Raw genomic sequence first — 11,932 nt, forward strand, 5'->3', positions numbered from 1 at the left:
GCTGGGAATTCAGGCCCATTGCCAGTGCCGTTGCCAGGCATTGATAACAGCATTCGAGTAAGTACTACGCCCTAAGCTACCATTATAACGCGCCAGCGCTCTTACCATATTACCATTCTCACGATTTCGATAATAACGCAGGATAGTACATCCGTAACGTAAGTTAGTGCGAATATCGAATAAGTTATGTTCCGGACGACCAATTTGTTTTACCCAGAAAGGCATTACCTGCATTAAACCGCGGGCGCCTACTCCGGAGATAGCATATTGACGAAAACGGCTTTCTACTTCGATCAGGCCAAGTATAACCTGTGTATCCAGACCGGCACGCATTGATTCATACTGAATATTGGTTAATAAACGTTTACGTGCATAATCATCAGGAATATGTGAAGCAAGGCGACCCGACATTGCATTTAGCCAGCGGCTGGCCTCTGCGGGCGAAGAAAAAATCAGGCGCGGAGGATTGGCATTATTAACAGCATTGCGCATGATCGAAGCAACATCATCAGAAAGGGTTTCTTCACGCTGTGCACCTGCCAGCACTATACGCGGCACAGCTATCCCCAGTAAGGTAGCACTGCCTGCCTGTAACAGCCGGCGTCGCGAGACAGATTTATTTCTGTACGGCATATAATTTAATTCCGTTTGTGCATCATATACAAACTGATTGCAAGAATACGATAGGTAATTTTAATTGATTATATTAAATATAGTTAGATATTTTAAAATTTATACAGTAATTTTTATGACAATATGAGTTTTTCAATTCACAGAATCCATATCAGACAACTGTTTTAAAGAAAAAAGCCAATATCAATATTGGCTTTTTTCATGATATAACAGCTGAACTGCTTAACTCAGGGCGATCGGTACAAAAGCTTCACGCGCCAGTTCTTCTTGTGCCAGATCAGTTACTACTGTGGAAAATTGTACACCAAACCAGTTTCTGAAATTTTCAAAGCTCAAATCAGGCCACAAGTTTTCATCCTCACACCAGTCAGCCAGTTCTGCTGCAAAGATATCCTCATAACGCTGTTCGATTTCAACCCACAAGCTATCTATATCTTCACTGGCGGAAGTCAGATAGGCATTGGCATCCTGTTGCAGAATATCCAGAGATAACTGTTCCAGATCAATATCAGGCAATTTTTGCAACCAGGCCCAGAATGGTTCAAGCGGAACAAGCAAAAATACACTGCGGTTAACTTCATACATAGTCTTATTCCTTGTTTTATACTGATCTGAATTTCAGTTTTCGGAATGATACTTTTTACTGTTATAAAATACTAACGTTTAATGCACATTCCAATAGGACTGACTTGCTGAAACCGGAGATTCAGTCAAGTTGTCGCCTGTATTTTTATCTGGTGTTGAATCAGTTGTTGCCGGAACATTATCATCTGATTCAGTTACTTTTTTAACAGATTGACTTGATGATACAGAAGCCGGCTGGGTAACGGCATTATCACTACCCGGAGCTACCAGATTATCTATATCGTCATCATCGTCATCATCTGCCGGAAACAATGAGCCGCCTACCTGATTGTTACGCAATTTCATATATACATCACGCATGTATGTATAGCGATCCAGTGCAGCATCATTCAAGCTATCGGTTACATCCAGCAATGCTTCACGCGAGGCCACTCCATTCAGGCCGGTAAGACTCCAGCGTACAGCATCTTCCTTGAAAATAGCATTTTCTATCGGGAATACATCAGTAATGGTACTTCCGATACTATCACGTACTGTCGACGGACCTAAAAGAGGATAAACAAAGTAATTACTGTTTTTCCAACCCCATGAGGCAAAGGTATCACCAAGGGTATTTTTGTTGTTCGGAATCCGGCCTGCATCAGCAATATCCAGTAAACCGCCCAGGCCAAATGTAGTATTAATACCAACGCGCACGAAATCTGTACTGGCTTTCTCAATATCCAGTCGCAGCAGATTACTGCCAAAACTTACTACATCGCGCAGATTATTGAAAAAGTTGTTGACGCCTGTACGCACAGGTGAAGGAGTGACTTTTCGGTAACCGCGGGCAACCGGTGTCATGATATAACGATCAAGATGATCATTAATATTGAACATCACCCGGTTATAACCCTCATACGGATCTTTATAAGTATAGGTCTGTTCTGCTGCCGCCCAGCCAGCCTGACTGAGCACAAGCAATACACAGCCTGTTAGCAACTTTTTCTTACTACTCATTGTAATGATTCCTCTACACCGTAAAGTGCCATCAGGGTAATGAGTCCCGCCGGCACACCGGCGATGTGCAACATAAATTTCTGTCTGTGCGCCAGCCGCTTAGCCGCCACGAGCAATGCCACGCAGGCAGAATCGGCTTCGGTTACACCACTGACGTCCACTTTTTCTATTTGTCCGGTTTGGATACAGTCACAGAAACGTTTGAAATCGTTTTCTCCTACTGTACCCATAGTTACCTTATCATGAATCATCAGGGTTTTACCCTGCACGTTGGTTTGCATGATTATTTACCGTTTTTGGCACGTAAATCCGCTACTAAACCATCTATGCCTTTCTGGCTGATAGTCTGATTAAACTGGTTGCGGTATACAGTCACCAGACTGGCACCTTCTACAGCTACATTGTAAATACGATATATATTGCCAGCCTGATACAGGGTGTAATCCATACGTACTGGTTTACTGTTAGGTGTTGTAACATCTACACGCACAATGATTTCGCGTCCGCCCTTATTAACGACAGGATTACTGTATACATTTGCCTGAGCATTTTTAAATTTCAGCATAGTGCCGGAATAAGTACGGATTAACAGGGTTTTAAACTCCTGAGTTAATGCCTGCTGCTGTGCAGTACTGGCGGTACGCCACGGAGCACCTACCGCCAGTGCAGTCATGCGCTCAAAATCAAAATACGGAATAGCATAGTTTTCAGCCTGACGGCGTACCTGATTATCATTTTTACCATTGGCTGAACTTAAAATATTCAATACCTGAGTAGCATTGTCTTTAAGCTGGCTTACTGCCTGCTGTGGTGAAGCAAATGCCATACTAATGCTCATAATCGCAATACTTACCGCCCCGAAAAATGAAGATTTATTCAGTTTCATTAATATATTCCTTTAATTAAATCAAATTTGTTTATCTACTGTTACTTTTACTTATTCACTTGCAGAAGCAGCAGTATCTGTTTTTTTATTATCGCTTTTGGCATTACCCTCAGCAAAACTGGTCATAAATTTACCAATTAACTGTTCCAGCACCAAAGCTGAACTGGTAATAGTAATATTATCCCCATCGGCCAGATTATCCGGGTCGCCGCCTTGCTCCAGTCCGATATACTGGTCGCCAAGCAAACCTGAAGTCAGAATCTGCGCTGAAGTGTCAGTACTAAACTGGTACTGTTTATCAATTTTTAAAGTCACTTTAGCCCAGTAAGTTTTCGGATCAAGTACAATTTTGTCTACCCGGCCAACCACAACACCGGCTGCTTTGACAGGCGCCTGTGTTTTTAAACCGCCAATATCGCTGAACGAGGCCGATAAAGTATATGTAGGCTGGGAAGAGCCGATACCATTACCGCCGGCTACCCGAAAAGATAAAAATAGAATTGCCACTATGCCTATTAAAACAAATAGACCAACCAGCATTTCCAGACTGTTTTTTTTCATATCATTACCTTGTTAATCTGCACCCTATTTGGTAAACATCAGAGCGGTCAGCATAAAATCCACTGCCAGAATAGTTAGTGAGCTGGATACAACAGTACGTGTATTGGCGCGCAAAATACCTTCTGATGTCGGTTTTGCATAAAAACCCTGATAAACAGCTATCAGAGTAACAACTACGCCAAATACCAATGATTTAATTAAACCATTTACAACATCGTAGTAAAAATCAAGATTATTCTGCATTTGACCCCAGAATACGCCGTTATCCATGCCAAAATATTTTACGCCAATCAGATAAGCACCATAAACGCCGGCCACATTAAATATTGAAGCCAGTAAAGGCATGGAAAGTACACCTGCCCAGAAACGTGGGGCGATAACTCTCGCCACCGGATCAATAGCCATGACATTCATGGCTTCCAGTTGTTCAGTGGTTTTCATCAAACCTATTTCACTGGTCATTGCACCACCGGCACTGCTGGCAAACAGTATTGCAGCCAGTACCGGACCAAGTTCGCGCAGCATGGCGGCAGCCACCATATAACCAAGAATATCAGCAGATTTAAATTTAGCCAGCTGTGTATAGGCCTGTAACCCCAGTACCATTCCGACAAACAGTCCTGATACTGCGATAATGACAATAGAAAGAACACCGGAAAAATACATTTGCCGGATCATCAGGCGCGGACGGCGTAAAACTGTTCCGCTGCGCAGCAAGGCGGCAAGCAGAAATAATGCTGCTCGCCCCAGATGCTGGACAAAACTCAGGGTTTTTGCACCCAGTTGCTCGATTGCTTTCATCACGCGATGTCTAAATCCTGTTGTAAGGTGGTGGTAGCCGGATAACGAAATGCTACCGGGCCGTCTGCCTGACCATGAATAAACTGATTTATCCATGGTGAATCCAGTTCACGCATTTGTAGCGGTGAACCGGAAAAAATAATTTCACCGTGTGCCAGAAAAACCACATGGCTGGCAATATCCAGAGATTGCTGGATATCATGTGTCACCATTACACTGGTAGTTTGTAAGGCTTTATTGACCTTACTCACCAGACTGGCTATTACCCCGAGTGAAATCGGATCCAGGCCGGTAAATGGTTCATCATATAGCAATAATGCCGGATCAAGTGCAATTGTACGAGCCAGTGCTACTCGTCTTGCCATACCACCGGAAAGCTCGGACGGCATTAATTGCTCTACCCCGCGTAAACCAACTGCATTCAGTTTCATGACCACCAGATCATGTATCATGCTTTCCGGCAAATCAGTATGTTCCCGCATTGGAAAAGCAACATTATCGAATACTGATAAATCCGTAAACAAAGCACCAAACTGAAACAGTACGCCCATGTTACGGCGATGGTAATACAGTTCTTCGCGGCTGAATTCGGCAATATCACGACCATTGATCAATACTTGCCCCTGTTGTGCACTGATCTGACCGGTAATTAAACGCAACAAGGTTGTTTTACCACTTCCAGAACTACCCATAATAGCGGTAAAACTGCCCTGCTCCAGTTTAAAATTAATATTTTTTAAAATGGGTCGGTCGCCATAAGCGAAAACCACATTTTTCATTTCAATAAACGGCGTAGCCATATTGAGAATTCCCATGCCGTATAGCAACTTAGATTTTATGATGTCTGTTGGTATTTATCAAATACAAGTGCGTAATTACTGCTCTGCTTTCCAGTGTCTGCTCATATCCACTGCAGCATGAATTGCTGCAAATAAACTGCTGCAGGTTGCTTCACCAGTACCGGCAAGATTCAGCGCAGTACCATGATCCACTGAGGTGCGGATAAAAGGCAGTCCCAGAGTGATATTAACGCCCTCTCCAAAACTTGCATATTTTAATACCGGCAATCCCTGATCATGATACATAGCCAGAACAGCATCAGCCTGTTCAAGCATGAAAGGCTGAAACAGTGTATCTGCCGGAAATGGTCCGGTTATTTGCATACCCTGCTGTTGTAACTGGCTGATTACCGGAATAATAATATCATTTTCTTCATTTCCAAGATGACCGCCTTCACCAGCATGCGGATTGAGACCGGCAACCAGAATACGCGGCTGTATCAGCCCGAATTTTGTCTGCAAATCATGATGCAGAATAGTTAGTACTTCGGTTAATAATTCAAGTGTCAGGGTATCTGCTACTGCCCGCAGTGGTAAGTGAGTAGTGGCTAAAGCCACTCTCAGACCGCCACCGGTAAGCATCATTACTACTTGAGAAGTAGCACTTTTAGCAGCCAGATATTCCGTATGGCCGCTAAAAGCAATACCGCTATCGTTGATAATTCCTTTATGAACCGGAGCAGTGACTATAGCAGCAAATTCACCCTGTTCTATGCCAGTATATGCTCTGTCCAGTAATTGCAATACATAAGCAGCATTTTGTACGTTTAATTTTCCTGCCTGAACAGATACCTGAACTGGAATATGACAAACTTCCAGTACTCCGGATACAGGTTTGTTACTATCTGGCTGATAAGCCTGTATGGTAATTTTTTTATTCAGTTGTGCCGCACGCTGCTGCAATAATTGCATATCTCCCAATACCACAATGCGTTGCGGCCAGTCCTGGCTGGCCAGATCCAGACAGATATCCGGACCGATACCTGCCGGCTCTCCGCTAGTAACAGCAATAATTAACTGATTCTTCATAAAAATAAGCCAGAATTATAATGATATTTTTCACAGAAAAATCAATAAAAAATACTTAGCTATCAGAATATACAAACTCGACATTTCGACACTGATACAGGCTGCACGCATTGCAGAAAAGTTGTTTTTATGCAGTTAATCCAAAGGACGAATACTGATATAGGCCTGATCATGTAACTGTTTCAGGAAATTCTGCAGTAGAATTTCGCGTTTTTCCTGTACCAGTACTGCACGCATCCCGTTACGCTGACGTTCTTGCGGGCTGTCATTGCTTCTGACAGCCACCAGACGGATTACGTGCCAGCCAAACTGAGTACGCACCGGCATGGATATCTGACCCGGCTGCAATGATTTCACCGCAGCTTCGAATGGCGGCACAGTCTCACCATCGATAATCCAGCCCAGATCTCCGCCATTTTGTGCACTGCCATCCTGAGAATACTGCCGTGCCAGCTGATCGAATGAGGCACCGGAACGTGCCTGCTGAGCAATCTGTTCAATCAGTTTTCGTGTGATATCGTTATCGTTTTTCAACAGAATATGTTGCACATGATAGGAATAGGCTGTAACCGGTGGCGGCAGAGGTCGTCCTTCCTGCTGGGCACGTGCAATAGCATCATCTACCTCTGCATCACTGACCTGACTTTTGCCCATTACTTCACTTTGTTCAATTTTCTGTGCCAGCAGGTTTTCCGTTATGGTGCGGCGCAGCTGATCTTCATTCACACCTTCTTTAGCAATGCGCTGAATCAGCTCTTTAACTGTCATATGGCGTTGTGAAGCAAACAGTTCAATTGCTTCGTTTACATCGGCATTAGTCAGGCGGATATTGGAGCGCTTGGCAGCTTGCACCAGTAAATCCTTACGTATCAGCTGTGCAAGTGCCTGCTCGTGTAAATCTGCATTACTGATATTTTGTCCTTTTGGTAACTGTGAACGCATCTGGGCTGCTACTAAGTCCAGCTCGCGACGTGTTATTACATCATCATTGACAACTGCCACAATGTTATCAACTGGTTTGATATCCAATGCCATTGCCGAAGGCAATACTACAGCCAGCATAGTTGCTGCCAGCCAGGAATGTATCTTTTTCATTAATGTTTTACCTCATAAGTATTGCTGTAACCAGGAATTTGTGAAGTGAGCTGATTTAGGGAACCATTTCCCATACCTGTCAGGTCACGCAACTGCAATTGGAATAATACGGCGGTTTTGCGTTTTTTGTAATCATCTGTATAGCGGGAACCTACCAGTCCGGCACTCCAGCAATGACATGGACTCTGGTACTCTATCCCTACTGTCTGATTCAGAGATGTACTACTATTAAAATCATAATCCTGCCGTGCAACCAGATAGTAATTACGGGTTAGCGGCCATTGAATACCAACATCTATTGTACGCATTTTGCCATAAACATCATCGTATAAATTTTCATAACGACCATATTTATAGCGAACACTGATAGTTTTACCTGCATTCGGTGTATAGCGGATGCCAAAGTTATAACTTTCAGATGTTTTTAAATCCTGATTGTAATGCCAGTTAGTTTCAGCTGTGATGTGCTCGCTCAGGGCAGCACGTCCAAAAGCCACCATATCAGAGCGTTTGCGTTCTTTATTTTTAGGCGTGTTGTCATTCAGTTTGACGTTATCATCACGGAAATAAAAGCGCTGACCAATACCGGCTGCGAAACGTTCAATACCGTTAGTACTATCATATATCCGAGATTGCAGCGCCGTTGTCATAAAATTAGCCGCATTGATTCTGTCCTGTCCTGAATAACGGTTTTCATGAAATAACTGATCATAAGTAAAACTGTTTTCGGCTGTATCAAACAAAGGCATATCATTCTGATTACGTCGCGGTATATAGGTATAAAACAGACGTGGTTCCAGTGTCTGAATATATCCCTTGTTTAATCGATTGTTTTTCCATAAACGCTCAAAGGTCACGCCTGAATCCACACTAAGTAAAGGTACGGCACGATCCATACTGCGGCTATCCTGATTATCCTGCCGGTTCATATCATAATGAGTGGCATGAAAACTCAGTTTTGGCCGGATATACCCCCAGTTATTGGAATAGTCAGCAGTAAATGTTGGCAATAACACCAGACGGGTACCATTGGGATATTTATGTATCCACCAGTCTTTATGACCAGTTTCCCTGCCCTCAAAACGGGTTGCTTCAGCATAGACATTGACTGCGTAATGATTACCAAAATAACGGTTCCACGTAGCAGATAAACGGGGTAAACGTGAATAAGGCTGATCCTTATATCCACTGATTGAGGCCAGTGTCTGATATTTTTGCACCATTAAACTGCCATCAAATGTCCCGCCCCATAAATCCCGGTGGTAATTCAGCCATGCCTGCCGGTTCAGATTAGAACTGCCATTATCTCCGCTCCAAAAATCACGCCGGTAATCATCATCTGAGACCTGATGATAGTCAATACCGCCGGTTAATCCCTTTGCCAGTCTCTGGGAATGGGTAAAATCAATTTCTGCACGATTTTTGTGACTGCTTTTCTGATCATTCGGCACCCAGTCAGCACTAATCTGCCCCTGATAAGTCGGCTGCAGGTAACGAAAATCACCGCCCAGCTGTATGCCACGGCTACTAATAAAATGCGGCCGGATAGTTGCATCATAATTAGGAGCCAGATTCAGATAATAAGGAGTCATTATTTCAAAACCGTCAGATCCTCCTTTAAGTGTAGGCGTCAGAAACCCGCTTTTACGATTGCCGTTTAACGGAAAATCGATCCATGGTGTGTAAAACAGAGGAACACCGCCAAATACCAGCGTTGCATTACGGGCTACCCCGACATTTTTATCATAATCCAGATCAATACTGCCTGAACGGATATACCAGCTGTCATCGCCCGGATTACAGGTGTTGAATTTAGCACTTTGCAGACGATAGCGATTTTTACCACCCATCTGTATCTCGTCCCCGACACCTTGCAGACGCCGGTTATCATTTTCCATTTCAAAGCGGCCGGCATCACCGACACCCGTACTTTTAGCCATGTCGTAAGTAACATGTTCACCGGTAACACGTCCCTTACCATTATCTAAAGTAAAGTGATCACCAGCTTTAACAATCTGGCTTTCCTGATCATAATCAGCCCAGTCTGAATTCAAAGTGACATCATTACGCTCAATAATGACACTCCCTTTTGCATGTACCTGAACCTGTGACTGCCCGTTGACATCGTCAGCCACAACCCGGGTAACATCAGTACCCGGATTAGCTTCACCGCTGCTTTGTACAGGTTTAACAAAATTTTTCGGACGCTGTGGCGCTGTACAAACATTTCCTTCGCCCATAGACAAAGGTGAGGCCGCAAGAACAAACCCGGGCAAAGTACAAAAAACCGTTGTTAAGGCCAGAGCTAATGGTTTTGGAGAGAATAAGTAGGACAAAGTATCACCTAAACGGCTTTGCCAGTTAAAATAGTGTTTATTTTAACCTGAAAAATGTCATGCAACGAGAATCTGAATTAAAAAAATGGTTTCATACCTGCTATCCGCAACAGGAATTTGTTCTTAGCTTTGCAGCTGCTGATGCTGATTTCCGACGCTATTTCCGCGCTACTTTTACTGACGACCGTACAGTAATCTGTATGGACGCCCCACCGGATAAAATGAGTATCCTGCCATATATTAAGGTACAAAAGCTTTTTCAGGCTCTTAATGTTCCCGAAATCTATCATCTGGATACACAGCAAGGATTTATGGCTCTGGAAGATTTTGGTAATACCCCTTATCTGGCCGCACTGCAACAAGATAAACGTACTGAAGTACACAAAGTATTGCTGCTGGAAGCCATTGATGAACTCATCAAACTACAACTTTCAAGCCAGCCGGAGCAACTACCATTATATGATGAAGCCGTACTAAAAAGGGAAATGCAACTTTTTCCTGAATGGTATGTTCAGAAAGAACTTGGTTTATCATTAACTGAGAAACAGCAACAGTTATGGCAGCAGACAGTTAACAATATATTACCGGTAATATTGTCACAGCCACTGGTCTATGTACATCGTGATTTTATTGTTCGAAATATTATGCTGACCCGCGACCGCCCTGGTATTCTTGATTTTCAGGATGCATTGTATGGTCCGATTACTTATGATTTGGTATCACTATTACGTGATGCATTTATCGAATGGGACGAAGAATTTATACTTGATATTGTCATTCGTTACTGGGAAAAAGCAAGAGCTGCCGGATTACCGGTACGTACCGATTTTGATCAGTTTTACCGTGATTTTGAATGGATGGGTGTACAGCGCCATCTGAAAGTTGCCGGTATCTTTGCCCGCTTATATTACCGCGATGGTAAAGATAAATATCGCGGTGAAATTCATCGCTTCCTGAAATATTTACGCAAAACCAGCCGCCGTTATGGTGAATTGCGCCCGCTACTGCAATTAATTACTGAATTAATTGGCTCAGAAGAAGTTCAGACAGGTTATACCTTCTAAATAAATCAAAATGATTAAATATCTGCCAGAAAATAATAAAGTTGCCTTAATTTCTAAGCAGCTTTATTATTTAATCTGCAGAAATATTAAATAAAAATTTTAGTTTCTGCCAAAATCCCATTGCTGCATAATTATTTAACCGGTTATTTAAGTGCCATTCCTGTTGTTTCATTTGTTCAAGTAAATTGTGTAAATGTGATACTTCAGATTTCATTTCTTCGTACTTTAGATTTATATAATTAAGCTCTCTTTTTAAATTTGCTTGTTCATTATCATTTAATAGCTGCTTATTTTCTAATTCACGCTTATATGCGTCTTCAAGAGAAATAATCTTATCCGTATAAAATTTATGATTCACCGGATCTGAACGTATTTTGCCATATACATTTTTCTCAAAAATCTTCTTTAGTGAGAAATAATAGTTTTCAACATCTGCAACTGTAAATTTTATTTCACCGCCAAACTCTGTCTCTAATTTTAATTTTTTTGAAATACTCACTTCAATGATCGGTATATGATTCTTTTCAAAAGAGTGTATTTTTTTAGAATAACAAGCATTAGTATAAACAACCTCTATAGCCAGACATCCTTTCCATTTTTCCTGCAATTCACACTCAGAAGAAAAATAGCCAACAAGGTCGGGATAATATTTTTCCTCATCTTGATCAAAATGCTTAAATCGAAGACACGGCTCAACTAAAAATTTTGAAAAATTTAAAATATATTTATTTTTATCAATAGTAAATTTAATTACAGGCATTTCCAGTAATATCACTGTCGCTGCAGAATGATAAATAGACTCTTTATTGTTTTCATCAATTTCGTCGGATCTATACCGAAAAAAGCCATGTTCAGTTGGAATTAACTCCAGACGATTAATTTCATCGTGTTCCGTTGAATAAAACGTTAATTCCAGATATTTTTTAAAATTTTGTTCTTTTAATCTCAGAACATCCCAGATATAAAAAATTTTTGGTTGCAAAGATTGATTTTCGCAGATAAAACATTGATTTTTATCTTTAGCATATGCCCAGACTTTTCTAGCCATTTGTTATTCTCCCCCTGTATTAAATTTAAATAAAATAATTCAGATTCACAAAATTG

Annotated in this window: 13 protein-coding genes; 1 reads left to right on the forward strand and 12 read right to left on the reverse strand. The window is 41.9% G+C overall.

Going from position 1 to position 11,932, the window contains the following annotated elements; genetic code table 11:
- Window positions 1–9: 9 nt before the first annotated feature.
- The 11 genes from H3V01_RS06610 to H3V01_RS06660 form a co-directional block, all read right to left on the reverse strand.
- A complete protein-coding gene (locus H3V01_RS06610) occupies window positions 10–633 on the reverse strand; it encodes a lytic transglycosylase domain-containing protein (protein ID WP_084547259.1) in 624 nt (207 codons plus the stop codon).
- Between the two features lie 222 nt (window positions 634–855).
- Window positions 856–1,218: a hypothetical protein gene (locus H3V01_RS06615; RefSeq protein ID WP_025331216.1), complete on the reverse strand. Its 363-nt coding sequence runs from the start codon at window positions 1,216–1,218 to the stop codon at window positions 856–858.
- A gap of 78 nt (window positions 1,219–1,296) precedes the next feature.
- A complete protein-coding gene (locus H3V01_RS06620; protein ID WP_025331217.1) occupies window positions 1,297–2,217 on the reverse strand; it encodes an MlaA family lipoprotein in 921 nt (306 codons plus the stop codon).
- Window positions 2,214–2,498, reverse strand: a complete 285-nt coding sequence (locus tag H3V01_RS06625) for an STAS domain-containing protein (protein ID WP_084547256.1) — start codon at window positions 2,496–2,498, stop codon at window positions 2,214–2,216. The genes H3V01_RS06620 and H3V01_RS06625 overlap by 4 nt, the downstream gene beginning before the upstream one ends.
- Window positions 2,499–2,500: 2 nt before the next feature.
- Window positions 2,501–3,097 (reverse strand): MlaC/ttg2D family ABC transporter substrate-binding protein, encoded by a 597-nt coding sequence (locus tag H3V01_RS06630; protein ID WP_025331219.1) that lies wholly within the window; start codon window positions 3,095–3,097, stop codon window positions 2,501–2,503.
- Between the two features lie 57 nt (window positions 3,098–3,154).
- Window positions 3,155–3,664 (reverse strand): outer membrane lipid asymmetry maintenance protein MlaD, encoded by a 510-nt coding sequence (mlaD, locus tag H3V01_RS06635; protein ID WP_084547255.1) that lies wholly within the window; start codon window positions 3,662–3,664, stop codon window positions 3,155–3,157.
- Between the two features lie 24 nt (window positions 3,665–3,688).
- Window positions 3,689–4,465, reverse strand: coding sequence for a lipid asymmetry maintenance ABC transporter permease subunit MlaE (gene mlaE / locus H3V01_RS06640; protein ID WP_078475685.1), 777 nt, complete (start codon window positions 4,463–4,465; stop codon window positions 3,689–3,691).
- On the reverse strand, window positions 4,465–5,265 hold the full coding sequence (locus H3V01_RS06645; protein ID WP_084552135.1) for an ABC transporter ATP-binding protein: 801 nt from the start codon (window positions 5,263–5,265) through the stop codon (window positions 4,465–4,467). Before H3V01_RS06645 ends, mlaE begins: the two co-directional genes overlap by 1 nt.
- Window positions 5,266–5,340: 75 nt before the next feature.
- Entirely contained in the window at window positions 5,341–6,333 is a 993-nt protein-coding gene (gene pdxA, locus H3V01_RS06650; RefSeq protein WP_198186311.1) for a 4-hydroxythreonine-4-phosphate dehydrogenase PdxA, read from the reverse strand.
- 135 nt (window positions 6,334–6,468) lie between these two features.
- Complete coding sequence (locus H3V01_RS06655; RefSeq protein ID WP_025331224.1) at window positions 6,469–7,428, reverse strand: peptidylprolyl isomerase; 960 nt, start codon at window positions 7,426–7,428, stop codon at window positions 6,469–6,471.
- Window positions 7,428–9,764, reverse strand: coding sequence for an LPS-assembly protein LptD (locus H3V01_RS06660; RefSeq protein WP_198186312.1), 2,337 nt, complete (start codon window positions 9,762–9,764; stop codon window positions 7,428–7,430). Before H3V01_RS06660 ends, H3V01_RS06655 begins: the two co-directional genes overlap by 1 nt.
- 59 nt (window positions 9,765–9,823) lie before the next feature.
- Here H3V01_RS06660 and amgK point away from each other — a divergent pair, with 59 nt between their 5' ends.
- Window positions 9,824–10,828, forward strand: coding sequence for an N-acetylmuramate/N-acetylglucosamine kinase AmgK (amgK, locus tag H3V01_RS06665; RefSeq protein WP_084565505.1), 1,005 nt, complete (start codon window positions 9,824–9,826; stop codon window positions 10,826–10,828).
- Between the two features lie 70 nt (window positions 10,829–10,898).
- Here amgK and H3V01_RS06670 read toward each other — a convergent pair whose 3' ends face one another.
- Window positions 10,899–11,876, reverse strand: a complete 978-nt coding sequence (locus H3V01_RS06670; protein ID WP_198186313.1) for a hypothetical protein — start codon at window positions 11,874–11,876, stop codon at window positions 10,899–10,901.
- Between the last annotated feature and the right edge of the window lie 56 nt (window positions 11,877–11,932).

This window comes from Snodgrassella sp. M0351, assembly GCF_016100575.1.
In the GTDB taxonomy this organism is placed as follows: Bacteria; Pseudomonadota; Gammaproteobacteria; order Burkholderiales; family Neisseriaceae; genus Snodgrassella; species Snodgrassella alvi.

What these genes read in the sequence shown, in the direction of transcription:
- H3V01_RS06670 (WP_198186313.1), bottom strand. Translation starts at nt 11,876, where the DNA reads ATGGCTAGAAAAGTCTGGGCATATGCTAAAGATAAAAATCAATGTTTT.
- mlaD (WP_084547255.1), bottom strand. Translation starts at nt 3,664, where the DNA reads ATGAAAAAAAACAGTCTGGAAATGCTGGTTGGTCTATTTGTTTTAATA.
- pdxA (WP_198186311.1), bottom strand. Translation starts at nt 6,333, where the DNA reads ATGAAGAATCAGTTAATTATTGCTGTTACTAGCGGAGAGCCGGCAGGT.
- H3V01_RS06625 (WP_084547256.1), bottom strand. Translation starts at nt 2,498, where the DNA reads ATGCAAACCAACGTGCAGGGTAAAACCCTGATGATTCATGATAAGGTA.
- H3V01_RS06620 (WP_025331217.1), bottom strand. Translation starts at nt 2,217, where the DNA reads ATGAGTAGTAAGAAAAAGTTGCTAACAGGCTGTGTATTGCTTGTGCTC.
- H3V01_RS06645 (WP_084552135.1), bottom strand. Translation starts at nt 5,265, where the DNA reads ATGGCTACGCCGTTTATTGAAATGAAAAATGTGGTTTTCGCTTATGGC.
- H3V01_RS06615 (WP_025331216.1), bottom strand. Translation starts at nt 1,218, where the DNA reads ATGTATGAAGTTAACCGCAGTGTATTTTTGCTTGTTCCGCTTGAACCA.
- amgK (WP_084565505.1), top strand. Translation starts at nt 9,824, where the DNA reads ATGCAACGAGAATCTGAATTAAAAAAATGGTTTCATACCTGCTATCCG.
- H3V01_RS06655 (WP_025331224.1), bottom strand. Translation starts at nt 7,428, where the DNA reads ATGAAAAAGATACATTCCTGGCTGGCAGCAACTATGCTGGCTGTAGTA.
- H3V01_RS06610 (WP_084547259.1), bottom strand. Translation starts at nt 633, where the DNA reads ATGCCGTACAGAAATAAATCTGTCTCGCGACGCCGGCTGTTACAGGCA.
- mlaE (WP_078475685.1), bottom strand. Translation starts at nt 4,465, where the DNA reads ATGAAAGCAATCGAGCAACTGGGTGCAAAAACCCTGAGTTTTGTCCAG.